The 25,200-nt window shown below is 58.3% G+C and carries 19 protein-coding genes and 1 pseudogene; 6 read left to right on the top strand and 14 right to left on the bottom strand.

Annotation, left to right across the window (positions count from 1 at the left end; genetic code table 11):
* Positions 1 to 88: 88 nt before the first annotated feature.
* Positions 89 to 712, top strand: coding sequence for a glutathione S-transferase family protein (locus WNZ14_RS19300; protein WP_342870311.1), 624 nt, complete (start codon positions 89 to 91; stop codon positions 710 to 712).
* 25 nt (positions 713 to 737) lie between these two features.
* Here the strand turns inward: WNZ14_RS19300 and WNZ14_RS19305 are convergent, their stop codons facing one another.
* From WNZ14_RS19305 to dnaG, 6 genes and pseudogenes are all read right to left on the bottom strand, one after another.
* Positions 738 to 971 carry a hypothetical protein gene (locus WNZ14_RS19305; RefSeq protein ID WP_342870312.1) on the bottom strand — a complete coding sequence of 78 codons (234 nt, stop codon included), beginning with the start codon at positions 969 to 971 and terminating at the stop codon, positions 738 to 740.
* A 133-nt stretch (positions 972 to 1,104) separates the two neighbouring features.
* A complete protein-coding gene (locus WNZ14_RS19310) occupies positions 1,105 to 1,728 on the bottom strand; it encodes a hypothetical protein (RefSeq protein WP_342870313.1) in 624 nt (207 codons plus the stop codon).
* Positions 1,729 to 1,872: 144 nt separating this feature from the next.
* A pseudogene (locus tag WNZ14_RS19315) lies at positions 1,873 to 2,007 on the bottom strand (sigma factor-like helix-turn-helix DNA-binding protein); the annotation flags it as partial.
* Between the two features lie 40 nt (positions 2,008 to 2,047).
* Positions 2,048 to 4,561 (bottom strand): CARDB domain-containing protein, encoded by a 2,514-nt coding sequence (locus WNZ14_RS19320; RefSeq protein ID WP_342870314.1) that lies wholly within the window; start codon positions 4,559 to 4,561, stop codon positions 2,048 to 2,050.
* Positions 4,562 to 4,814: 253 nt separating this feature from the next.
* Entirely contained in the window at positions 4,815 to 6,857 is a 2,043-nt protein-coding gene (gene rpoD / locus WNZ14_RS19325; protein ID WP_342870315.1) for an RNA polymerase sigma factor RpoD, read from the bottom strand.
* 433 nt (positions 6,858 to 7,290) lie between these two features.
* Positions 7,291 to 9,300, bottom strand: a complete 2,010-nt coding sequence (gene dnaG, locus WNZ14_RS19330; RefSeq protein WP_342870543.1) for a DNA primase — start codon at positions 9,298 to 9,300, stop codon at positions 7,291 to 7,293.
* A gap of 359 nt (positions 9,301 to 9,659) precedes the next feature.
* On the opposite strand from dnaG, the gene WNZ14_RS19335 reads away from it, so the two are divergent.
* Complete coding sequence (locus tag WNZ14_RS19335; RefSeq protein ID WP_342870316.1) at positions 9,660 to 11,492, top strand: EAL domain-containing protein; 1,833 nt, start codon at positions 9,660 to 9,662, stop codon at positions 11,490 to 11,492.
* 23 nt (positions 11,493 to 11,515) lie between these two features.
* Here WNZ14_RS19335 and WNZ14_RS19340 read toward each other — a convergent pair whose 3' ends face one another.
* The 3 genes from WNZ14_RS19340 to WNZ14_RS19350 form a co-directional block, all read right to left on the bottom strand.
* Positions 11,516 to 12,256 carry a LuxR family transcriptional regulator gene (locus WNZ14_RS19340; RefSeq protein WP_342870317.1) on the bottom strand — a complete coding sequence of 247 codons (741 nt, stop codon included), beginning with the start codon at positions 12,254 to 12,256 and terminating at the stop codon, positions 11,516 to 11,518.
* Complete coding sequence (locus tag WNZ14_RS19345) at positions 12,253 to 12,720, bottom strand: hypothetical protein (RefSeq protein ID WP_342870318.1); 468 nt, start codon at positions 12,718 to 12,720, stop codon at positions 12,253 to 12,255. The genes WNZ14_RS19340 and WNZ14_RS19345 overlap by 4 nt, the downstream gene beginning before the upstream one ends.
* Before the next feature lie 190 nt (positions 12,721 to 12,910).
* Positions 12,911 to 13,360: a GatB/YqeY domain-containing protein gene (locus tag WNZ14_RS19350; protein ID WP_342870544.1), complete on the bottom strand. Its 450-nt coding sequence runs from the start codon at positions 13,358 to 13,360 to the stop codon at positions 12,911 to 12,913.
* A gap of 307 nt (positions 13,361 to 13,667) precedes the next feature.
* On the opposite strand from WNZ14_RS19350, the gene carA reads away from it, so the two are divergent.
* Positions 13,668 to 14,864, top strand: coding sequence for a glutamine-hydrolyzing carbamoyl-phosphate synthase small subunit (gene carA, locus WNZ14_RS19355; protein ID WP_342870319.1), 1,197 nt, complete (start codon positions 13,668 to 13,670; stop codon positions 14,862 to 14,864).
* A gap of 45 nt (positions 14,865 to 14,909) precedes the next feature.
* On the top strand, positions 14,910 to 15,326 hold the full coding sequence (locus WNZ14_RS19360) for a VOC family protein (protein ID WP_342870320.1): 417 nt from the start codon (positions 14,910 to 14,912) through the stop codon (positions 15,324 to 15,326).
* A gap of 92 nt (positions 15,327 to 15,418) precedes the next feature.
* Here WNZ14_RS19360 and WNZ14_RS19365 read toward each other — a convergent pair whose 3' ends face one another.
* Positions 15,419 to 15,844, bottom strand: coding sequence for a hypothetical protein (locus WNZ14_RS19365; protein WP_342870321.1), 426 nt, complete (start codon positions 15,842 to 15,844; stop codon positions 15,419 to 15,421).
* Between the two features lie 119 nt (positions 15,845 to 15,963).
* On the opposite strand from WNZ14_RS19365, the gene WNZ14_RS19370 reads away from it, so the two are divergent.
* Complete coding sequence (locus WNZ14_RS19370) at positions 15,964 to 16,740, top strand: helix-turn-helix transcriptional regulator (protein ID WP_342870322.1); 777 nt, start codon at positions 15,964 to 15,966, stop codon at positions 16,738 to 16,740.
* Between the two features lie 154 nt (positions 16,741 to 16,894).
* On the opposite strand, the gene WNZ14_RS19375 is transcribed toward WNZ14_RS19370, so the two are convergent.
* The 3 genes from WNZ14_RS19375 to WNZ14_RS19385 form a co-directional block, all read right to left on the bottom strand.
* Complete coding sequence (locus WNZ14_RS19375) at positions 16,895 to 17,263, bottom strand: response regulator (protein ID WP_342870323.1); 369 nt, start codon at positions 17,261 to 17,263, stop codon at positions 16,895 to 16,897.
* Between the two features lie 285 nt (positions 17,264 to 17,548).
* The gene (locus WNZ14_RS19380) at positions 17,549 to 19,465 is read right to left on the bottom strand and encodes an EAL domain-containing protein (RefSeq protein WP_342870324.1); all 1,917 of its coding nucleotides are present in this window, start codon (positions 19,463 to 19,465) and stop codon (positions 17,549 to 17,551) included.
* 408 nt (positions 19,466 to 19,873) lie between these two features.
* Positions 19,874 to 21,262 carry an MATE family efflux transporter gene (locus tag WNZ14_RS19385; protein ID WP_342870325.1) on the bottom strand — a complete coding sequence of 463 codons (1,389 nt, stop codon included), beginning with the start codon at positions 21,260 to 21,262 and terminating at the stop codon, positions 19,874 to 19,876.
* A 210-nt stretch (positions 21,263 to 21,472) separates the two neighbouring features.
* Between WNZ14_RS19385 and WNZ14_RS19390 the strand changes: the two genes are divergently transcribed.
* Positions 21,473 to 22,795, top strand: a complete 1,323-nt coding sequence (locus WNZ14_RS19390) for a mechanosensitive ion channel domain-containing protein (RefSeq protein ID WP_342870326.1) — start codon at positions 21,473 to 21,475, stop codon at positions 22,793 to 22,795.
* 139 nt (positions 22,796 to 22,934) lie between these two features.
* Here the strand turns inward: WNZ14_RS19390 and WNZ14_RS19395 are convergent, their stop codons facing one another.
* Positions 22,935 to 25,139, bottom strand: a complete 2,205-nt coding sequence (locus WNZ14_RS19395; protein ID WP_342870327.1) for a methyl-accepting chemotaxis protein — start codon at positions 25,137 to 25,139, stop codon at positions 22,935 to 22,937.
* Positions 25,140 to 25,200 lie beyond the last annotated feature (61 nt).

The following is a 25,200-nucleotide window of genomic DNA, read 5'->3' on the forward strand; positions in this document are numbered from 1 at the left end:
ACACGCTCCCCCCTGCTCCGCTCCGCCTTGCCGATGTGCCCCGATGCTGCCATGACAGATGCATGCGCAGCAGACGGGGGACGACCACATGAGCGGATACACGCTGTACTGGAAACCGGGCTCGGGCTCGATGGTGGTAGAGGCAGCGTTGCGACTGATCGGCGTAGCCTTTGACGAAGTCCGGGTTGACGATGCGGACGAGCAGGCAAGGCAGCAACTCCTGGCCCTCAACCCGGCCGGCAAGGTGCCTGTTCTCAAGCTCGCCTGCGGTCCGGTGATCGCCGAGAGCGCCGCCATCCTGATTTCGCTCGACGACATGTTCCCCGAGGCGCGGCTCCTGCCGCCGCGCGGCAGGTCAGGTCACGTCAAGGCGGTGCAGTGGCTGATCTTCATGGCCACCAACATCTACCCCGCCTGCCTGCGCTACTATTACCCCGAGCGTCACACCGCCGACCCGGCGCCCGAGGCCGCCGAGGCGATCCGGAGCCAGGCAGCTCTCGACATGGACCGCGATTTCGCCCAGCTCGCAGCAGTGGTTCAAGGCCCGTTTCTCACCGGCCAGACCATGACGATCACCGATGTCTACGCGGCAATGCTGGCCGACTGGTACGATCCCGCCAAGAACACGCCGGAGATCAAGGCGCTGGTGGGCCGCGTGCTCGAGAACCCTGCCGTCAGCGACGCCTGGCGGCATCACGAGTTTCGCGCGTAAGGAAAAAGCGCGCGGGGATCAGGCCCTATTTGACCGGGTACACCGTCAGCGCCAGCTTGAGCCCGGCGATCAGGAACGGCGTGGCGTGCATCAACAGGTCAAAAATGTCGATCGGCTTCGACAGCGTTCCGGACGCCAGCATCTTCAGCTTCTCCCAGATATGCGGTTCTGGAAAGAAAGGCGCCAGACCCAGCGTCAGACACAGGATAATGACGATCGGCCAGGAAAACTGGTTGAGGATCTGGGCAAGCAATTCCATCGCGACAGGCTCCGGCGTGAGATGGCCGCGCGCGGGACGCGGGCGGCTTTGATGCAGATGTCATGCGGATGGGCGGGGATTTCCAGCAGAATATATTCAATTGCGCGAATATGTCGCGGTGGGGTAGTCCGGTTCAATTGCCTTCGACTATTCTGATGCTGTTGTAGAAGAGCCCGTCCTCTGTGCCCCAACCGGTAAGCTCGATCCGGGTTCCGGGCTCAAGCTGCCGGCGAAGGGGCTTCGGGATGCCGCAAACATTGTCAGGCAGGAACCGCAGGGACTGAAGCTGAGCTCCGTCCGAGCAACCTTTGACCTGTCCGATGTGTACCCTTGCTATGATATATCCCAAGGTGATCTCCTCGCCGCTCAATGCTGCGCGGAGCATCGGATAGACGTTCGTCACCACCATTGAGGCGCAAAAGGCCAACAAACATGGCAAGGCCAATTTGCTGAAAAAAGACTTGGAGTCCGATGGCGGTTTTCCGGTCCACTGACTTAACCAGCGCTTGGGAGTGCTTGTGAACCAGAAAACAAACATCGACCCGGTGGCCACACTAACCGCAAAGAAATACGCAACGAATCTACTCGCCTCAGTGAAAGCGGGTGATGGCAAGAATTTGACTTGCGCAATATCCAGCAGGATTGGTGCCGTACCGATGAACATGAGGGATAACGTGACATAGCGCAGCCATCGGTCGACCGGACGCATCTCGAGACCGGGGTGCTTTTCTGACGCCTGCCCATTCGTATCATTCATTTCCTGAAACCGATTACCTGCGCAATATCCGTTAAGTATCCGCCGCAGGTTCTCACACAGACGCCTACACGTCAAAGCTGCGCCCCGCGCAACAAAAAACCCGGCGCGGTGGCCGGGTCTTTCTGTTTCCGTCAGTCCCTGCGATCAGCTATCCAGAAAGCTCCTGAGCTTCCGTGACCGGCTCGGGTGCTTCAGCTTCCGCAAGGCCTTGGCTTCGATCTGGCGGATACGTTCGCGGGTGACCGAGAACTGCTGGCCGACTTCTTCGAGCGTGTGGTCGGCGGCATATAGCCGGTGCCAGACATGCGCAGATCCGGTCTCAGCGGTAGGCTTGCACAAATCCCAATCCAGAAACCGAGCTGGAGACGCGCAGCGAAACCCGTCCGTACTCGGCATCCCATTCACTTTCCAGAGGCATGAGCAGACCGTCGACCATGCCGATGGCCTGTGGCCGGGTGGTCACCTCCTCCACTGGAATGTTCACATTGATGGATGCCGACGGCCGGTCTTGAATTCCGTTGATCCACATGAAGGGCACGCTGCCTATGGGCACACCGAAATCATTCAGGAGCAGGTCGGACGGGCGCAGGGAAACATAGGAACCCGCAGCTTCGGCAGACCATGACCACCCCGGGGCAACCGTCACCTGCGCATCATCCGGTTGCTCCAGGGTTCCCGGTTCAAAGATGTCCGCAGCCGCTTCATTGGCCAGCATCGAAAACAACATCGCAACCGGCGCCAAATCAACCGGCTCTCCACCGAGTGCCTGTTCCAGACGCTCCATTGCCATGCTGTGCTGGGGGGAATCGACCTTGCCGAGCGCGCGAACCGCCTCCAGCATCTGCTCGAGCACCGGCGACGGCACCGGCATCGGCCGTGGAACGACGATATCCTCGGGATTGCGCACTTTTGGCAGCAATTCCAGCCCCGTGCAAATGTTGCTGTCCGGCGTCACCCGCATGTATTTGCACATGTCGGTGAAAACCGCGCGGGTTCGGATCAGCTGAGTGAGCACATTGACGACCGGGTACAGATCAGCAGGCCCGCCCGGACGCGGCGGCGGAGCCGGTGGATAAGGCATCGTGTAGGCGTAGACTGCGACATTGTTGCTGGAGGTCCGCTCGGGAATATGTCCATCCGGGTCGACCTCGACACGGATCTGGATTGTCCGATTCTGAACCGCGCAATGATTGTACAATGAAACCACCAGCGTGCGCGCTTCTCCGGCTCCCAAGTCTGGCTTGAGCTTGTTCCAGTGTGCAGAGACACAATTGAGAGATGTGGAACCGGCATTGGTTACCGAGACGCTGGTTCGGGCGCCGAGCACCGGCAGAGGACCTTCATTGCGCACGGTGAAGGCGAGCCGAATGGGCGTTCCTGGCAACAATTGCGTCGCCGATGCCGGGCTTTGCACGGCCAGATCATTGAGCTGCAGAACAAGCTTGGCATGGTTGTCGTCCTCGTTTGCTTCGAGAAACTCGCCATCGCTCAAATCCGGGTCAGGCATCACATCGACATCAAGTTTCAAGACGATCGAGTCCTGATCCGGCATGACGCCCTTTGTCTGGAACTGGCCAGTGAACACGCTGTTGGCAGCGAGAGTACCTGTCTGCGTCTCCCTAAAGAACTGTCGCGCGGGCGTAGCGGTGTCATCCACGCTGACCATCAGCTTGACATCGCGCGCGACAAAACGGTTGTCGTTGCGGACCTTATAGCTGCCGCGCAGCGAATTGTTTTGCCAACTGGCGCCGTTGATGGAAGCGGCCGCCAGTTCGATCGAGCTGTAATGCCAGCCGCAGCGTTTGAAGGATGCCGCTACGTCGGCAGGCCGGGACGACGCGCCACCGGCAATCCAGGTTCGGATGTCGAGCATGGCCATATCCTTGAAGCAATTCTCGATCTCTCCGACGGCGTCCCTATGTGTCTTCGGCAGGGTGAAAAATTTTCCGGACCGCACTGTAAACGACGGCTCCGTTGCCGGCATCCAGATTTTCTCATCCGGCGCGAACAATGCGACTTTTTGGCCCACCGAAAATGACAAATAATCCTCGACATAGAAACTCGTGCCGAAACCGTGACAGCGCGAACATTCATTCTGCGGATCCGGTTTCATCCTGATGTTGGCATCCCATTGCGGAAGCTTCGTCCCCCCGGTACCGCGCCGCATGGAGAAATTCGCGTATGGCCGGTCATACCAGTCGAGACGCCCTTCCATTTTCTTGAACCCCGGCAAGGCATTTGAATCGTCAGTGCGCGCCAGGAACGGGGTGACGATGTAGGGATCGGCGTCATGGCAGCTGTTGCAGACACTGCCAGCGATCCCTGCCTGGGACAGCGGCGCCCAACTGCCAGCCTGCTGCGATTGTTGCGGAGAAGTGGCTGGCGGATCCAGCTTGGTCGCAACGCTAAGACGGTTATGGCCCTGTGTATGGTACCAACACGTCGTGCCGGTTCGCGTGTTGTGATGAATCCCGATGACGGAATTCAACACTCCCTTTGTACTGCCTGACCGACAGAGGAAAACAATCTCCGTGTCGGGCGTGTTGTTGACCGGGTTGAGCCGCAGAAGCCGCGACCCCGAACTGCAACCGGTATCGGGAAGCAATGACGGTTCGTGACACAGGTCTCGGCCGAACTGGTCCTTCCCGGCAGAATTCACCACTATTTCCGTGCCCTTGCTGCAATCTATCAGTGGGATATCGCTTATCAGTTTTTCACAGAGTGCAGCATATTGGTGCGCCGGGACCGACTGGGCCATGCTTTCAGGCGTCGAAACAAGGATCGGCACCATGAAAATGACGATGGTCCAAATACACTTAATCATCTGGGACATATCAGACTCCCCTGACACTTCCACGTCCATTCCAGCAACTTTTCAAACTGATGATGAACCAATCAGGAACGGAAGCCAATACTTATAAGTTTCGGAAATTACTGTCGGCCAGAACTGCGCTCAGCTCACAGGATCGAGCTAGGGTGAGCCCGGGAGACTTTTCACCGATGCCCATGAGCTGCGAAGGAGTTCGCAAGCCAACAAAAAACCCGGCACAAAGGCCGGGTTTTGCAATTTTGATTTCCTAGATCCCTTAGCTGTCGAGGAACGACCTGAGCTTCCGCGACCGGCTCGGGTGCTTGAGTTTTCTCAGCGCCTTGGCTTCGATCTGGCGGATACGTTCGCGGGTGACCGAGAACTGCTGGCCGACTTCCTCGAGCGTGTGGTCGGTGTTCATGCCGATGCCGAAGCGCATGCGCAGCACGCGTTCTTCGCGCGGCGTGAGCGAGGCAAGCACGCGGGTGGTGGTCTCTCTGAGGTTTGCCTGGATCGCCGCATCGATCGGCAGGATGGCGTTCTTGTCCTCGATGAAATCTCCGAGATGCGAATCTTCTTCGTCGCCCACCGGCGTTTCGAGAGAGATCGGCTCCTTGGCGATCTTCAGCACCTTGCGGACCTTCTCGAGCGGCATGGCGAGCTTTTCGGCCAGTTCTTCCGGCGTCGGCTCGCGGCCGATCTCGTGCAGCATCTGGCGCGATGTCCGGACGATCTTGTTGATCGTCTCGATCATGTGCACCGGAATACGGATGGTGCGGGCCTGATCGGCGATCGAACGGGTGATTGCCTGCCGGATCCACCAGGTGGCGTAGGTCGAGAACTTGTAGCCGCGGCGGTATTCGAACTTGTCGACCGCCTTCATCAGGCCGATATTGCCTTCCTGGATCAGATCGAGGAACTGCAGGCCGCGGTTGGTGTATTTCTTGGCAATCGAGATCACCAGACGAAGGTTGGCTTCAACCATTTCCTTCTTGGCGATGCGCGCCTCGCGCTCACCCTTCTGCACCATCTGCACGATGCGGCGGAATTCGGAGATCGAGATGCCGGTCTCCGTTGCCAGGAACTGAATCTCGGCGCGGATTTCGCGGATATTGTCGAGCTCGGACTTGGCAAAATCCTTCCAGCCCTTGGCCGACAGGTTGGCGATTGACTTCAGCCAGTTCGGATCAAGTTCGGCACCGGAGTACTGCACCAGGAAGTCGTCGCGCTTGACGCCATAGCTTTCGGCGAGCCGGAGCAGACGGCCTTCGTTGGAGACCAGACGCTTGTTGATGTCGTAGAGCTGCTCAACAAGGCTGTCGATGCGGTTCTGGTTCAGCGACAGCGATTTCACCGCAGTGATCAGCGCGTCTTTCAGTTCCTTGTAGCGGCGCTCCTGCGCCGGCGACAGCGTGCCGGTGGCGGCGAGACGCGCCTCGACCTGCTGGTCCTGCAGCTTGCGCAGCTTCTTATAGGTCTCGGCGATGGTGTCGAGGGTTTCCATCACCTGCGGACGCAGCTCGGCTTCCATGGCGGCGAGCGAGAGATTGTTCTCGTCGTCGTCATCCTCGTCTTCTTCATACTGGCCTTCGCCGCCGACATTGGTAACGTCGTCGGACGCGGCTTTCTCGGCGCGGACCTTTTCCTTTTCCTCGGCCACCTTGCGGTCGGCCTCGATCTTCTCGGGGCTCTGGAACTGCGGCGCAGCCTTGGCCTCGGGACCGGAATAGGTGGTTTCAAGATCGATGATCTCACGCAGCAGCGTGGCGCCCTCGTTGAGCTCCTCACGCCAGATGATGATCGCCTGGAAAGTCAGCGGGCTTTCGCACAGGCCCGCGATCATGGTTTCGCGGCCGGCCTCGATGCGCTTGGCAATGGCGATTTCGCCCTCGCGCGACAGAAGCTCAACCGAGCCCATTTCGCGCAGGTACATGCGCACCGGATCATCGGTGCGGTCGGTCGGCTCTTTTTTCTTGGTCGCGGCAACAGCAGAACCCGAAGCAGTGGTGATTTCCCCACCTTCGCTTTCGGTTTCGGTATCGTCTTCCGCTTCCTTGTCTTCGCTGGCTTCGTCTTCCTCAACCACATTGATGCCCATATCGGAGAGCATCGAAAGGATGTCCTCGATCTGCTCGGAGGTCACCTCCTCCGACGGCAGCACGGCATTGAGCTCGTCCATGGTCACGTAACCCCGTTTTTTCGAGGTCTTGATCATTTTCTTGACGGCATCATCCGACAGGTCGAGCAACGGCCCGTCAGGCGTATTGCCCTCGCGCTCGGTCTCAGTATCGTCTGCTGCTTCTTTTACCTTGCTTGCCATGGGCAGTCACTTTCCCCGGATTTCATTCGGTTGATATCTGCTGCGCCTTTTTAGCTGGCGCATGATGCCCGCCCGACAGGCAGACAGTTTTTGCGAATCATCCGGATTGTTGTGGCGTATGCATGCTTAATTCCCTATTAACCATGCCGGTCATTGAACTCTTCGGTCCTTGGCTTTGCGGTCGTATGCACCACGGGTAACGCAACATCATCACATACCCGTCGAGCCGCATGATCCCGCGTGTTTTATATCAAACAGGTGATTCCCACAAAAAACCTATCCGTCAAGGCTTTGCGGGCAAAAACCACTCCGATTCGGAGAATAGCGCGCAATTGCCTGCATTTTCGGTTTCATCGCTAGATCACCCTATTTAGGGGCCCTGTTTGATTCCACAAGAGCAGCAAGGCTGAATCGCAAGACTCAGGCGCATCTATCAGCTGCCGCGGCCGCCCTTGATGCGGCCGGACAGGACGCCGAAACCGTCAATGATAGCTTCCTGGTTTTCAAGCCGCACCACTTCCAGCTGGACTTCCTGAAGCGCAAGCATTAATCCCGGAATCGTTACGCCGTCGCCGGCTTCGGTGGCCTCCGCAATGTCGCGCTCAAGCTCAGCCTTCTGCCATTTGAGCGCACGGGTGCGTTTGTGCAAAGCCAGCGCCTGCTGGTAGCCTTCATGGGCGTCTTCCGCCGCCGCTTCCACGGTTGCCGTCCAGATCCGCGCATTGCGGATCTGCGCTTCAAGCCGGGCAATGAACGCGCCCTGCCCGTCGGCCTCCAGCGCAGCATAAAGCCGTTCACGGTCAAACCGCCCGCCAACCGAAGCCGCATCGAGCATCACCTGCCAGACCCGCATCAGCCCCTTGTCGTCAAACTCGAGTGCGGCCAGCTCGTCAAATTCGTCGTGCAGCATCTGCGGATGGTTGGCCACCGTCATCACCAGCACGGTTTCGCGGAGCGACGGCATGGCGCCATGGCCGCGCACCATCCCTGACTGGCTGAGCCGCTCGGAGACAGCCATCGTGCGCGAAGATTGCAGCCCGCCGCCGCCTCGCCCGTCACCGGGCCGTCCGCCACGCCCGCCGCCATTGCGGTCAAACCCGCCACGGCCATAGGATCCGCTGCCGGATTTGCCTTGATCGCGGTTGCCGTAACGCGGACCACCGCCAAAAAACGCCTGCATGCGGTCGCGCATGTCCTGCTGGTAATGGCGGCGCAGGCTTTCATCCGCAATCAACGAGGTGGTCTGCCTGAGCTTGGCTTCAAGTTCGGCCCGGCTTTCAGGGGTTTCGAACACGCCGCTGCCGGCCTCGCGCGACCACACCACATCGGCCAGCGGCCGCGCAGAGGCAATCACCTGGTCAAACGGATCGCGACCGTCATGGCGGACAAGATCATCGGGATCCTTGCCCGAGGGCAACACCGCGATCCGCAACGACCGTCCTGCCCCGATATGCGGCAAGGCCAGATCGACCGTACGGTGGGCGGCACGTTGACCTGCCTCGTCGCCATCAAAGCAAAGCACCGGCTGCGGCGTGACCCGCCAGAGCAGCTTGAGCTGGTTTTCGCCCAGCGCCGTGCCCAGCGGCGCCACCACATTTTCGATGCCCGCCTGCGCCAGCGCGATGACATCCATATAGCCCTCGACCACGATCAGCGTACCATCCTGACCGCAGGCGCGTCGGGCACGGGCAAAGTTGTAAAGCACATTGCCCTTGTGGAAGAGCTCGGTCTCGTTGGAATTGAGATATTTGGCAGGCGCGCCCTGCGCCAGCGCGCGACCGCCAAACGCAATCACGCGCTCCCGCGATGACAGGATGGGAAACATGATGCGGTCGCGGAACCGGTCATAGGACACCGCGATCTCGGGCCCGTGCACGACAAGCCCGCAGGCCTCGATCTGATCCTTGTCGACACCGCGTGAGGCAAGATGCTCTTTGAGCGCGCTGCGGCTGTCATTGCTGTAGCCAAGACGGAAGGCGGCAATCGTACGTCCTGAGAGACCGCGGTCACGCAGATAGGCGCGCGCTTTGGCGCCCTGTGGCCCCTGCAGTTCGGCCTCGAAATAGGAGGCAGCCATTTCCATGACATCCTCGAGGCTGGCGCGCTGGCGCTCGCGACGCGCCTCTTGCGGGTCCTGCACCGGCGTAGCGATGCCCGCCATGTCAGCCACACGCTGCACGGCCTCGGGAAAGTTCAGGCTTTCAAGCTCGGTGAGAAACTTGAAATGATCGCCCGACACACCGCAGCCGAAGCAATGATAGCGACCCTTGCGGTCCTCGCAGTGAAAGCTCGGAGATTTCTCGCCATGGAAGGGACAGCACGCCCACCAGTCACCGCGCGAGGTGTTGGTTTTCTTGCGGTCCCACGTCACATGTCTGCCAATCACGTCCGAGATCGGAACGCGTTCGCGGATATCGTCAAGAAAGGACGGTGAAAACCGCAATATCGGCGCGCCTCCGGCGCAAGCAGGGATCGGGTTGAAGATGACGTCTATATAGGCACGGCAGTCGGCGCTGGCAAAGGCCTTGATGCCACCCTCCACGTTATGCACACCGGCCCGCCCAAGCAGACACCCAGCTGAGTGAGCGGGTATGATGAGTCACCCAATCGTTCGAATTTTAGGCATATTTCAAAACATGCTTTCATAAACTACTGTTATTTATTCCTCAGGTGCAGTGGGGACGAGATCCGCGGTCATGATGACGCCGGCCACTGCACAGCCGCACGCAACGGCATGTTCGGGATATTTTCATATGGGTCCTGGCCAATCCAATTTCTGGCCTGACCACCGAGGCGGCGCCTATGGCTGAAAAAGAAAATCATTACGGCACAGGAATTAATTCCCTGGGTTTCAGGTTGACGGCAATCTACGCCACGCTGGCGAGCATGTGCCTTCTGCTTGTCACAAAACCATTTCTTTCCGAGCACAGCGCGGAAGACACGGGTGTTCACTTCACCTATGCGCTCATCGGTCTTGTCGGCACCGCTGCTCTGATGGCGCTGATGAGCCGCAAGCTGACCGGACCTATCCGCGAGCTCACCGCGGTGGCCAAAGCGATCGCGAAAGGCAACCTGGATGTCAAGGTGCCGACCAATTGTTCCTGCGAAATCGGCGCACTCAGCAAGAGCATGGACACAATGGTCAGACGCTTGCGTGATTCGACCGCCGAAATTCGCGACCTTGCCGACAATGATCCCGTCACCGGGCTTCCCAATCGCCATCGCTTCCAGACTTTGCTCGAGCGACAGATGGCAGCCCAATCAACGGATGGAACGAATGCGAGCGGATCAGTCTTTTTTATAAAGGTCATAGAGCTTCGCAAGGTAAGTGACCGGTTTGGTCATGAGACCGCTGACACTTTGCTCCAGAACGTGGCAAACCTGATCGTCAGGGCCTCGCCTTGCCGCACCCTTTATCAAAACCAGCAGAATCTGAAGAACGACGCGACTATCTTTGCTCCGGTCATTGCCAGATTCGGCGGAACGGAACTGATCCTGTCCATACCCGGGCTGACGGACCCATCCGCGATTGAAGCGATTTCGAACCGGCTTCACGAGGCTATGGTGGACCTCATCGAAGTCACAGGCCGCCAGTTTCAGCCGAAAATCGCAATCGGCATTGCGAGGTATCCCGACGATTCCGTCTCGGCAAAAAAGGTCAAGCAATACGCGGCGCTGGCCTGCAACCATGCCATGAGCACACCTGAAACAAGAAAGACCGCGCTGTTTCAATCCAAGATGCTGGAGGTGATCAAGACCCGTGAATCTATTGAGCGCGATCTTCGCACTGCGATCGCTGAGAACCAGTTTGAAGTCTACTATCAGCCCAAGGTCAGTGCCCATGATTGGGCCGTGACGGGTGTTGAGGCATTGGTTCGACTGAACCACCCGGAACGAGGTGTAGTTGGGCCCGGCGAATTCATACCGGTCGCCGAAATCACCGGACTCATCTTCGACATCGGCCGAATTGTCCTTGAGGACGCGGTTGCCCAATGCGCCGCCTGGGCGCGTGCCGGACGACTGATCGAAGTCTCGATCAACGTGTCAATCGAACAACTCCAGAAAGCCGATTTCTCAGAAATGCTGGTTTCCATCATCGAAAAAAATGATTGTCCCGCCCATCTGATCACGATCGAAATCACAGAAACCATCGCCAACACCGACATTGGTGGTGTTGCAGGTCACATCGCCACGCTCCGCTCGGCAGGAATTCGCATCGCAATCGATGATTTTGGCACCGGCTATTCAAATCTCGCGCAGTTGAACGATCTGAAGTTCGACATCCTCAAGGTCGACCGCTCCTTCGTTTCGGGGATAGAGAACGAGGGCACCTCCCGGGAAATTTCAAGAGCGATCATTCAACTGGGCAAGAACCTGGGATGCAGGGTAATCGTCGAGGGAACAGAAACCGCTGGACAGGTGACTGCAGCCGCGGCTCTCGGATGCGATGAACTGCAGGGCTTCTACTTTTCCAAGCCGATGAAACGCTGCGATTTCGAACTATGGACCACACTGAGAAGCAAGAATCCGCTGAAGGACAGCCTCAATCGCATTGCCGCCGGAGGGCTGTTAAAGAGCCCATCCCTAGGTACCGGAATGGTTGCGCAACAGTGTCATCTGCAGTCACTCAGGTGAGCGCCAGCAGTCCGCCAGACGACTTATTTGAACAGGCCCAGACGCATTGCGTAAACCACGGCATGGGTGCGGTTGGAACAGCCCAGCTTCTTGGTCGCAAGCGTTGCATAATGATTGACCGTGTGCTCCGAAAGACCGGTAATCCGGGCAATCTCGGGGCTGGTCTTGCCTTCTGCGGTCCACTTGAGAATCTCGACCTCGCGGTCATTGAGAACCGATTTCGCCGCATGATCTGCAACGCCGATTTTCGATATCTGTTCGACAAGCATGGAGGCGAACAGGGAAAGCGTCGACAACTCCTCCATAGACAGGGGATTGCGATCCCCCATGAAGGAAACCGCATGGCGCAAACCGTGGCTGTCATGTACCGGAAAATAGATGCCCATCGTCAGACCGAACCTGCCAAACAGCTCGCCTGCAGTGGCCGGCTCCTGACCGGGGCGAACACTGTTGACAGCATCAACCCGGAAGATGATCGGCGTGATCTGCTTGCGCAACTGTTCGAGGATGGGACTGTTTCGCGCAAGCCCCAAACGGTCGTATTCCGCGATCAGCTCGGGCGGCCAGCTTGAAATTGTTGCGAGATGAGCAATCGAGTGGTCGTCGCCGGAAACCGAAGATGGCAGGGTGATCACCGAAAAATACTGGAATCCGTAAGACAGGCACGTCTTGCGCAGCACCTGCATGGCATCGAATATGGTGCGGACATCCCCGATCGAATCGAACGGTGTGGAGCGATGAGGCGGGGTTTGGAAAATACTCATTGCTCGCCGCCCTCAAGCACCACCGCGCGCACCATGTCATGGTACTCATGGCAATACCCGATCAGCTCCCCCCCATTGTCCGGCCTGAAGCGGCCGGCGACGGCGATTAACCTGTAAGCCCCCCTGCCATCCTCAACCCGCATGACAAAACGGAAGCTGTTGCGCCGGTAGGTCGCCGATCCCAGCAATTCCTCAATCAGTACAGCGTCTTCGGGATGATAGCAGGCAAGCAGCCTTGCCAAGCTGAGCGGCTCGGAAGTTGGCTTCATACCATGGACGTGAGATGCATCCTCGGTCCAGAAGACACGACCCGTCCTGATCTCCAGGCGCCATGTTCCAAACGCATAGAGCGATCCCAGCAAAGCCACGACTTCGTCACTTGATACGCCCACCTGCTCATTCTGCGGCTCAGGCTTGCGATCAACATGATCGAAATGCACCGGTGATTTGGATTTCAGCAACATCTGGATTACCTCTGAGTGCCAGCCATTACGTCACCGGCTCACACATCCGACGCGACCCCGTGGTTGCAAGCGCACATGCAGTTTTCCCGCTCCGGCATCAAGGAAGCCAGATACGCATTCGTGTCAGACAGAATCGAATGCGCACAGACTTGCCTCGATATATAGAATTTACCTGCCTCTGGAAATGCGTTTACTGCAACAGTCCCTTGACCATGCCGCATGCCTTGGAAAAGTCCATCTGGCCGGGATAACGCTCCTTGAGAACGTTCATGCATTTGCCCATGTCGCGCAGGCCCGAAGCGCCGGTTTCCGACACCACTGACTTGCACAGCTCGCGCACTTCCTCTTCCGGCAACTGCTTAGGCAGGAATTGCCGGATAATTGCAATTTCATCCCGCTCCTGCTGGGCAAGCTCAAGACGTGCGTTTTCCTCGTAGATCGTGGCGGATTCCTCGCGCTGCTTGATCATCTTGGTCAGAATCTGAAGGATATCGTCATCGCTGACAGGATCCTTGCCGCCGCCGCGATTGGCGATATCACGATCCTTGATGGCAGCCTGAATCAGCCGTAGCGTCGACATACGACGCGTATCCTTGGCGCGAATCGCGTCTTTGAGCGTTTCGGTAAAACGTTCACGCATCATCTAACTTTCTCCGGCAGTTCCTTCACATCCCTTTCGGGGCTGCACATGCAGAAGCTGAGGATTACCCCCTTGGCGCCGTCCTGTTCAAGCGAATTATTGGTCGATCCACGCCACGGTATTGATTGACCGCAGCTTGCGGCTTCTCTATTTACCGGGATTTGAAAGACCGGACGAAGATCCATCCATCGCGAGAACTGCTGACCGCGACTGGCTTCCGGACATCATAAATGGCGATGCCCCGATGTAACATCAAGGGGGCCTCAGCCCGGTGTGAACCGGCTTTGCAGCTGTGAACGGAGTTGACATGACCACAAGCCCCTGGACTGAGAAGAAACCAACCGCGGTGCTGGTTTTTGCGGACGGTACCGTCATTCACGGCCATGGCGTCGGCGCCACCGGCCAGGCCCGTGCTGAAGTGTGTTTCAACACTGCGCTGACGGGCTATCAGGAAATCCTGACCGATCCCTCCTATCTCGGCCAGATCGTCACCTTCACGTTCCCCCATATCGGCAACATCGGTGCCAATGACCAGGATATCGAGGATCTGACACCTGCGGCCCACATTGGCGCGGTCGGAGCGGTTCTCAAGGCAGACATCACAGAACCCTCCAATTACCGCTCTGCCACGCATTTCGACACATGGCTCAAGGCGCGCGGCATCATCGGACTGTCGGGCGTCGATACCCGCGCGCTGACAGCGTGGATCCGCGAAAACGGCGCTCCCAACGCAATTATCGCACACGATCCATCGGGCAATTTCGACATCCCTGCGCTCACCGCGCAGGCGGCTGAATGGAGCGGGCTGGAAGGTCTTGATCTGGCCAAGGATGCGACATCGGGCCAGTCATCTAGCTGGACCCAGGGCCCCTGGCTCTGGAACGAGGGTTTCCCTGAAACCGGTGAACCGGTGGCACACATCGTGGCCATCGATTACGGCGTAAAGCGCAACATTCTCAGGCTGTTCAACGGGCTCGGCTGCAAGGTCACCGTGGTTCCGGCCACCATGAGCGCCGAAGAAATTCTCGCCATGGCCCCCGATGGCATATTCCTGTCCAACGGACCCGGCGACCCGGCGGCAACCGGCGAATACGCCGTGCCTGTCATCAGGAACCTCATCGACAGCGGCATTCCGGTGTTCGGCATCTGCCTTGGCCACCAGATTCTGGCACTGGCGCTAGGCGGCACGACGGTGAAAATGCATCAGGGCCATCACGGCGCCAACCACCCGGTCAAGGATTACACCACCGGCAAGGTCGAGATCGTGTCGATGAACCATGGCTTCGCGGTGGATGCGAAGAGCCTTCCAGAAGGCGTCGAGGAAACCCACGTCTCGCTGTTTGACGGCTCCAACTGCGGCCTTCGTCTGGTCGGCAAGCCGGTGTTCTCGGTCCAGCATCACCCGGAAGCCTCCCCCGGCCCTCAGGACAGCCACTACCTGTTCCGCCGCTTCATGAACATGGTCGGCGAACGCAAGGGCCTTGAGGTCCTAGCCGAGCGCTGAGGCCCCAAAGGCGACATCAGCCTGCTGGACGGATGGAGAGGCACAATGATTGGCTACGTCACGGTCGGTGCCGACGACATCCCGCTCGCCGAAAAGTTCTACTCGGCATTCCTGCCAAGCCTCGGCTATGGTCTGGAAGTGTCGTCTGAAGGCCTGAGCTATTCGATCCCGGTTACCGGGGACCAGGGCCACGAACCACCCGATTTCTACGTCAAGCCGCCCTATAACGGGCAAGCGGCATCGACCGGCAACGGCGCCATGGTGGCGTTCCAGATCCCAACTCAGGCCATGGTCCGCGAACTGCACGCCGCAGCACTCGCCGCTGGCGGGCAAGACGAAGGTGCACCCGGCTTCCGGGCCGAGTACAGCGCGCATTTCTACGTGGGCTATCTCCGCGACCCTCAGGGCAACAAGATCGCACTGTACTGTAACAACAGGAGCGAGCCCGGACGACCGGACTGACTGCTTGCAGGAACGCCCCAATCATCCAAAATTGACAGACAATGCCGCAGCAGGAGACACCCGCCGCGGGAAATGGCCGAAATGCATGTCGATCAGGCGTGGGCGTGACGCGGTTGCCGGAAGGCGAGCAGGAACAGCACCACGAAGCTGATATTGCCAACCACGTTGAGCGGGACGCCGGCCATCACCGATCCAATCGAATCCACCACAAACCAGGAGTAAAGCCCGGTCATGGTGATCGAGCGAACCGCGGCCAGATGCTCGGGCATCAGATAATCGGCCGTTTTCCAAAGCGTCACGCCCCAGCCGACCATGACGCCGCCGGAAATGGCGATGAAGACGCGGGTTTCGTGGGCTGCAAGGTTTTGCAGTCCGTCTAATGGCCAGATCAGCAGATCTGCCAGTAACACCACCGGCCCGGAAAGAGGCGGCCACGCCGCAGCCGCGAGAAGCAGCCCGAAACCGATAACGACGGCCGACGCCGCCTTGACCCATGCCAGTGCAGGTGTGCTTTCCATGTCAAGATCTCCGTTGTTGAGGCGACCAGAAAACCGCCTCCCCTGACGTTGATCAATTACCTCCGAGGTAAGTGACAAGGCTGATCACGGATCTATGATACGGGCTGACGGAGGCACGCATGACGACACAATTTGGCGGACTGCTGAGGGAGTGGCGCGAAACCAGGAAGCTCAGCCAGCTTGATCTGGGGCTCAACGCCGATGTCTCGGCGAGGCATATTTCCTTTCTTGAGACCGGGCGAGCTCGCCCCAGCCGTGCCATGGTTCTCAATCTCGGCTCCGTGCTTGAGGTGCCGCGCGGCTCGCGCAATGCCATGCTGCATGCAGCGGGGTTTGCACCCGGCTACCGCGCCCGCGATCTCGACGAAGCCGACATGGTGCCCGTCAAGGCAGCCCTTGAATGGATGCTCGAACGGCATCTGCCCTATCCGGCCATGGTGCTGGATCGTCACTGGACTATCATTCGGTCAAATGCGACCGCGCAGATGATGCTTTCGCAGGTTGGCATCGGCGAAGGCGACAGCCTGATCGACGCGCTCCTTGATGCCACTCGCCTGCCCTCCGTGATCGAAAACTGGCAGGAGGTGGCGCAACATCTGGTCCATCGCCTGCGCGCCGAATCCGCCCATTTTGGCGGAGATGCCTGTCTCGACGAGAGGGCCGCGCAACTGGCCGCGCAGATTGGAACCTTCGCGCCAGGAAGTGGTGCAGGCGGCGAGGCGATCGTTCCCACCCGATACCGGATGGGGACCAGCACCCTGTCGTTTTTCTCGACGCTGAGCCAGTTCAGCACTGCCGAGGACATCGCGCTGGCCGACTGCAGGATTGAACACCTGTTTCCAGCTGACGAGCAGACACGGGAGGTGCTGAAGGCGCTCGTCGCAAGTGAGGGCTGAGCCGCGAGGCTGGCTGTGGGGGGGCATTGTTCTCGACCGGACTGGGCGGGGAGAGGAAGTTCGCAGCTGAAGGATCAAGCGGCAACTTTACATGTTGGACATCAATCGACGACTAATCAGGTTCGATGCAATGGGCGGCGGGTTCTCAACTGCTTCAATTCAACGTCATTTCTCGAATGGAGCGGATGACTGCAGTCGGATCATAAGGCTTCACCATAAACCGAGCCTCCACAGGCAAAGCATCGACATCGACTTTGCGATGTCCCGACGTAACAATAATCTTTATCGGCGGCCACCTGTCACGAACCGATGCCGCGAGTTTCAGACCATCGACGCCACCAGGCATATCTATATCGGTGAACATCAACTCGATGGTGGTGTTGGCAATAAGAACCTCAATCGCCTGCGCCGCGTTCGACGCCTGAAACACTTCAAAGCCAGCGTCCTCCAGTTCTTCGACTATGCTCATTCTGATGAGCGCCTCATCTTCTACGACAAGAACCGCAGTGCGTTGATTATCCATTAAGCGTTCATTCTATTGTTGGCCCGTAGCCGCCTTGTCGGTCGGCATCGAGTTTCTGGTCATCTCCTACCGCCCATTAGATGATGTTAAACTTGCAGGACGATTAATTGTTTCTCATGAGCCTACTAAAACCATCACGAGTAATTTGGGAGCTGTCGTGTCAGAGATCAGGCAGCTTCTGGAGTGAGTAGCCCTTACATTTGTAGACGCCTTCTAACCAAATTTTGAGACAAGGAGACCACCACAAGCACAGCCAAATCCAGTGATGATTTCCAACGCGATGCTTTAAGCCGGTTGCGCCTGCAGTCTGGTTTGCTCTGCATTTGACTGCTGCTGTTCTGCTATTAACTGTCTTGCGTCCTCCCCGCTCATCGGCCGGCCAAACAGGTATCCCTGGATCAGATCGGGCTGAAGGGCCGCCAGAAGGGTCATCTCGTCTTCGGTCTCGACGCCTTCAAGCACACACCTCAAGTTAAGCTTGGAGCACAACCCAATGATGGCTGCCACAATTTCACGCGAAGTGATGCTGTGGGGAACCTTGCGAATGAAATTCCTATCGATCTTGACCTTGTCGAGCGGCAGTTGATCGAGATACTCGAAACTGGAATAGCCAGAACCAAAATCATCGAGCGCGATTTTGCAACCGCTGCTTCTCAAACTGTCGAGAACTGCGCTGGATGTTGCCAGATCAGACATGACCGCGGTTTCGGTTATCTCGAATTCCAAACGGCTTGGCGAGATTTCCGCCTTCATGATCTTACCGAGAAGAGAGAGGACGAAGGTCTGGTCTGAAATGTCCCGTGCTGAAAGGTTGAAGGACAGGCTGATGTCGTCAGGCCATCTCTTGAGTTCCGCCAACCCCTTACGGAACAGAATGTCGGTGACCTTCTGGATGAAGCCGGAGCGTTCGGCCACACGAATGAAATGGTCAGGGCCGACAAGTCCAAGTCTTGGATTTCGCCAGCGGGCCAGCGCTTCGAAGCTCACGACACGCTGCTTGCTCGGTGAGTATTGCGGTTGGAACAGAATGAAGAGTTCCTCTTCGAGGTTGCCTTCACGCAATTCCCGCTCGATGGCGATTGCGTGTTCCATTTCCTTGTTGTCGGTGGTGTCGAAAAGGATGCATTGACCACGGAAATGGGTTTTGGCCTTGTAGAGAGCGAAGTCAGCCTGCTCATAAAGCTGGGCGCTGTAGGTTCCCATATTCGGAAAATGCGAGAAACCCGCCGAAGCCCCCACTGAGAGTTCCTGGTTTTCAATTATGTACGGAGCAGTGATAGCTAATATCCGACTGCCGACCAGCTTCTTGACCTGCAGTTCGGTAAGGTCACCGGGAATAATGGCGGCAAATTCATCACCACCGATCCGGCCGATCATAACCCCCTCGGAAGCCATTTCCATGGCCCGCTCGACTGCTGCGCGCAATAGGCGGTCACCCATCGAATGACCATACACATCATTGATACCCTTGAACCCATCGAGGTCAAATATTCCCAGCCAGAATGGCGTACCTCGTTCGACCAGATTGTCGATCCTCTCGAAGATCGCACGCCTGTTGGGAATCCCGGTTAGCATGTCGGAGTCGGCAAGGGTCTGCGCCTTCACTGTCATTTCATCGGCAAGTAATCGTGCATCGATCTGACGAATGATCGCATGCCTGAGAAGTCCCGTCATACTGATCGAAGCGAAGGCGGTCGCAACGGTAATGGAGACATATTCTGCGTAGAGGTCGCTGGGAAGCGAAGTGGAGAACCAGTAAAGCGTCGCCAGCGTCAGTGGAACGCTGATCATTACCGTGCGTGTTGTTGCGCCAGTTATGGCGAAAATGAATGCTAGCACCACGAAATATATATAACGCGTTTGTACATTGTAGACGAGAAGATAGCTTAGAAGGTTGAGATACATGAAAAGATGCATTGCCAGACCATGCATTTCGAGCCTGGCCAGAGACATTTTCCGATTGCTCGTCAGATACCTGTGAAACAGATAGAAGCTGAGAGCCGTCGTTGTGCTGATCAGGGAGAACATGACCAGCATAAGACCGGTCTGCGTCTGCCAATGCTCCCATGTAACGAATAAGTAATAGGCGCAGGCGGGTATTAGGATAGGCCGCAGAATAGGTGCATATGCATCCGCCATTGCCTGCTGTCGTGCCGGATCGTCCGATTTTCTGAGATAGTTGACCAGGGTGGCGAGTCTCATGGAAAGATTTCTTTATCTACGAGGATTGCGTGCGGCAGCGGCCCAGCCTAATTTCTGGTCAGTCATCAGTAGCTTTATATATTAGCGCGTTTTAACATAAGGTTACGCTGGATTTCATGCAGTCATTTTCAGTGTGTGCAGGTGTGGCTCCGCCGATGCCCATGTCGAGCCATTCATGAATGTCTGCATCATATCTGTTTGGAGATGTAGCTGCCGTTCGTTGCATTCTTCGTCAAGGTCCGCAAAGGGCCGAAAGTGCCATTCTTGCACATTGCCGGATCCGGTGGCCTGATCCCTTATGGCGCCGTTCAGGCCTCGCTTCATGCAGGGCCGGGGCGGCTCTCTGGTCCGATGGGCTTTGATGTCTGCCAGCCTGTTGGTGCCTGACCAGCCCGGTCGCGGGGCGCCTCAGGTCTTGGCGACGTCCAGAAACAGGTGCCGGTTGGCAAAGCGCAGGTTGAGCAGGACCGACGCAACGCCGAGGCCGATGGCGAGGCCCGCCCAGATGCCCGGACCGCCATAGCCAAGACCGAAGCCAAGCCCGTAGGCTGCCGACAGCCCGATCGGCCAGTAGCTGATCACCGCCATCACCATCGGAATGCGGGTGTCCTTGATGCCGCGCAGAAGCCCTGCGGCGATGGCCTGGATGGCGTCGACCAGCTGAAACGCAGCCGCTACCAGCAAGAGCGGCACCGCAACCCCCAGGAGTTCGGCTGCGTCGGCATTGGTCTCGTCAAGAAACAGGCTGACAAGCGCCTCCGGGAACGCCCAGAACAGAGCGCCGGAGGCCAGCGCGATCACCACCGCAAGCCCCATCACCGTATGCCCCGCACGTGCCAGTCCAGCCTTGTCGCCGCGGCCATAGGCCTGACCGACGCGCACGGTGGCGGCATTGGACAGACCCAGCGGCACCATGAAGCTGATCGAGGCCAGCTGCAGCGCAATGCCGTGGGCGGCAAGCGAAACCGTGCCGAGCCACCCCATCATCACCGAAGCCGCCATGAACAGGCCGACCTCTGCAAGAATGGTGAAGCCGATAGGCAAGCCCAACCGGAAAACCTCGAAAAAGGCCGGCCACTCAGGCCGCCAGAACCGCTGGAACAGCCGGTATTCCTTGTGCCCCGGATGCAACACCGCCCAGCCCGCCATGATCAGGAAGATCACGGTGGAACTGAACACGGAAGCCATCGCCGCGCCGCGAACGCCCATTTCAGGCGCGCCGAAATGGCCGAAGATCAGCACGTAATTGAGGATACCGTTCACCACTGTCCCGATCAGCGCCGACCAGAGCACGATGCTGGCGCGCGAGCGCGCGGCAAAGAAGGTCCGCAGCGCCATCATCATCAGCGCCGGGAACATGCCCCACTGCGCGATCCGGATGTAGTCACTGGCAAGTGCGGCAAGCTCAGGCTTCTGCCCAAGCGCAAGCAGCATCGGCTCCAGAAACCACAGCAACGGCATCACCACGACGGCATAGATCAGCAGGATCCACATCCCCATGCGCACCGAGCGGCGCACGTGGGTGGGATCGTTGCGGCCCTCTGCCTGCGCTGCCAGAGGCAGGATCGCGTTGGCAAAGCCGGCACCAAAAATATAGACCACAAAGAAAGCCTGCGAGCCCAGCACGGTGGAAGCCAGCTCTTCCGTGCCGTACCAGCCGAGCATGACCACATCTGTGGTGGCAATCGCGATTTGCGCAATCTGGGTGCCGACAAGTGGCAGGCCAAGCGCCAGCGTCGCCCAGATATGAGCACCCCAGCGTTGCTCTTTCCGTTTATCCACGGATGAACCAGTCATGAAAAACTCCAAAAATCAGTGACCCGCTTATGGTCGGAAGCCTCGGTATTGGCAAGGCATGACCGGGCCGAAACAGTGTGGGGTCGGCATCCCGCGTTTGCCGGGCGCAACAGGCAAGGATCCTCGGTCAGTCACATTGCGATGCGGACAAATCAAGGTCAGCCGAACTCAGCGCTTCTCAAGCAAGCCATTCGCTTCCATAATGATTTCATGGATAGCATTGACCTCCCCGCCTACCTGCAAGCCGTCAGGACCTTTGCCGAGACCGCGAAAGCCTATTTCGGCCTGCCCTGGACCTACTACCAGATTTTTATCGTGGCAGCCTGCTACCTGGCTGGCTGGCTCGTCTCGCGCAAGGTCGAACCGCGTGTCGAAAGCTGGGCCCGCACCATCAAGGGCAAACCCAGCCTGCTGCGTCTGCTCATTGCGGTGATGCGCAGGACCAACTGGATATTCTTTCTGCTTTTCCTGGCCATTGCCCGGCTGATCACGCTGGAGCTCACCTGGCCATCACGTACCTATCTGATGGCGCTTGCCCTGGCACTGGGCTCCGCCTGGCTGGCGATTTCGGTCTCGAGCCGGATCATCCAGAACAGGACCATCGCCCGCCTCGTGGCACTCGGCATCTTTGTCTATGTCGCGCTGGGCATCCTCGATCTTCGCGTCGAGGCAGCGGCCTTTCTCGATCAGTTGGCACTTCAGATTGGCGATCTGCGGATCTCGGCGCTTTTCGTTTTGCGCACGGTGATTGTCACCGCAGGCTTTCTCTGGATCGCAAACATTGTCGGCAATTTCTTCGAAAGCCGCATCAATACGATTGAAGACCTCTCTCCATCGTTCAAGGTTCTGGCCGGCAAGGTGGTCAAGATCGCCTTCATCATCTTTGCTGGCATGATGGCCCTGTCCTCGACAGGTATCGACCTGACCGCGCTCACCGTATTTTCCGGCGCTGTCGGCGTTGGCCTCGGCTTCGGTCTGCAGAAGGTGGTGTCCAACTTCATCTCCGGCGTCATCATTCTGATGGACAGATCGATCAAGCCCGGAGACACGATTGCGCTCGGCGATACCTTCGGCTGGATCAGGGAACTGCGCGCGCGGTTCGTTTCGGTCATCACCCGTGACGGCCGCGAGTATCTAATTCCGAACGAGGACTTCATCACCCAGCAGGTGGTCAACTGGTCATTCTCCGACAAGCTGGTCCGCCTCGATGTGGATTTCGGCGTCTCCTATGACAGTGACCCGCATGAGGTGACAAAGCTTGCAATCAGCGCCGCAGGGTCGGTTGACCGGGTGCTGACGTTACGTCCGCCAGTCTGCTGGATGACGGAGTTTGGCGCCTCGTCGCTGGATTTCAAACTGCGGTTCTGGATTTCCGATCCGCAGGCCGGCCTCACCAATGTGCGCGGCAAGGTGCTGATCGCGCTGTGGGACATATTCAAGGAGAACGGCGTCAACATTCCGTTCCCACACCGCGAGATCATCATGCGCAGCCCGGTCGAGGTGGTGCGCCGCGATGCGCCTGAAGCCGAATAGACTGAAGCGGCTGAGGTTCGTCTGCCTGGACTGACCGGCACCAGACGATCATGGAGTGCAACAAGCGCCTTCGCACAAAGAAGCCGGGAGCCTTTTGGGCTCCCGGCAAGCTGATGAAAACACCCTGATATGGATCCGGTCAGAACTCGGACCACTCCTGCTCGACGGCAGCAGAGCCGTTGGATGCAAAAGCCTGTCTGACCTTGTTGACCATGGAGCGGGCCGGTGATGGCCGGGCCGCAGAGGCCTGCGCAGCAACAACCGGCCTGGAGGGCTCCCGGACAGTTCCGTCAAGACGGAACCGCTGAACCAGGGAAGCAAGCCGGGTCGATTCATCGGAAAGGCGATGCGTGACCGCGGTGGTTTCTTCAACCATGGCTGCGTTCTGCTGCGTGACCTGATCCATCTGACTGACAGCGGAACTGACTTCCTGCAAGCCGGTAGACTGCTCCCTCGCAGCCGTCGCGATTGAATGGATGTGGTCATTGATATCGACGACGTACCCGGCGATGGTCGCAAGGGCGGTGCCGGTAGCCTTGACCAGGTCTACACCGCTGTCCACCGCCTCCGAGGACTTGCCGATCAGGGTCTTGATTTCCTTGGCCGCCGTTGCCGAGCGTTGCGCCAACTCGCGCACTTCCTGGGCCACAACCGCAAAGCCCTTGCCCGCCTCACCGGCGCGCGCTGCCTCCACACCGGCATTGAGCGCCAGCAGGTTGGTCTGGAAAGCAATCTCGTCGATCACACCGATGATCTTGGAGATTTCCTCGGATGCGCCCTTGATGTTGCCCATTGCCGCGACGGCATCGGCAACGACACGGGTCGAAGCCTCGCTGGCAGTCTTGGCTTCGGAGACCTTCGCGTTGGCATCCTGCGCGCGGTTGGACGAACTGGCGACCGTGGAGTTGATCTCCTCGAGTGCTGCGGAGCTTTCCTCAAGCGCTGCGGCCTGCCGTTCGGTGCGTTGCGACAACTCGTCGACCGCGCTGCGCATTTCCTGCGCATTTGCGGAGATGTTGTCGGTGTTGTTCTTCACCTCGATCATCGTTTCGCTGAGCTTGGCGACAGAACCATTAAATGACATGCGCAGGTTATCGAGTTCACCGACGAAGGGCTGCGAGATATGGGCGGTCAGATCGCCATCGGCCAGTTTGCCAAGCCCGTTGGCCAGCGCCGTGATCGCCGTTTCCAGATCCCGTTTGCGCTCTGCATCCACGCGGGCTGCCGCTTCGCGGCGCTCCCGATCTTCTGCATCGCGCGCGCTGGCCGCCTGCTGCTCCTGATGGGCTTTCTCAATCGCGAGCGCCTGACAGGCATCGAAAGCAACGGCAATCTCGCCGATTTCATCCTTGCGATCCCGGCCTTCGATGACAACGCCGTTTTCCCCACGTGCCAGTGCCTGCAGCGCTGACACGGTCGCAGCCAACGGCTTTCCGACAGACCGGGCGACCATGACAGCGACAACACCGATGACGAGGATGGCAAGTCCTGTCACCAGAACGACGATCTTCGCAATACTGGCCTTTGCAGCTTCGAGATTCTGCGCGGTTGCGTCCCGATTTTCGAACACAAAGGCCTGGATTTCAGCCAATGGCGGCTCGATTTCAGTGTAAATCGCAGACAGTTCGGTCCGAAGAGCCTGTTCTTCCAAAGTGGCCGCTGCGAATGAATGGAAGTCAGCCTGGTACTTGTCAATCAGCTGGAAGATCTCATCGCGTTTGCTGATGGAACCGAATGCGGCAACCGGAAACTGCTTGAATTCGGCAATACGCTCATCCAGGCTGTTCACGTATTTCTCGTCGACGCGCATGATGAAATCTTTCTCGTGGCGTCGCATCATCAGCATCTTTACGGTCAGTTCAGGCTGCTCGAGGGTCCCCAGCTCGCCCTCCGCTTCCTTCACCGCGTCCCGCAACGAACCCTGCAGTCCTGTCTTTTCATCAAGGCCCAGCAGCTTGACCTTCTCGACCAGCTTGTCGAACTGCACGACATACCGGCTGAAACCGGCATTCAACGCTTCGATCTGGCTATCAAGTGCGGATGGGAAATCCTGCTTGGCGAGTGTTTGCAGCCGCTCGATCTGTTCGGCGGCTTTCGCGGCCACCTCGGCATGACGGGTCACATCGCTTTCCCGCTTGCGCAGCAGGAAGTCTTTTTCTGACCGTCTTGCCTGAAGCAGCGACATCTCGATGTCCTGATCCAGCGTGTAGAGTTCCTGGATATTGTCGAGGTTGGTGCGATGCTCCTGCTCAACCAAATCCCCGTAATAGAAGATCCCACCCACCATCAACATGCCGAGGATCGCGAGCGGTGCGAGAAGAAAGATTCGTGCCTTGAGTGTCATATCGTCTGCCTGCTTCGAAATTCAGGGGGAGGAACCGTTCATCGGTCCGAAGTGCAGCGTC

This window comes from Hoeflea sp. AS60, assembly GCF_038900115.1.
In the GTDB taxonomy this organism is placed as follows: domain Bacteria; phylum Pseudomonadota; class Alphaproteobacteria; order Rhizobiales; family Rhizobiaceae; genus Hoeflea.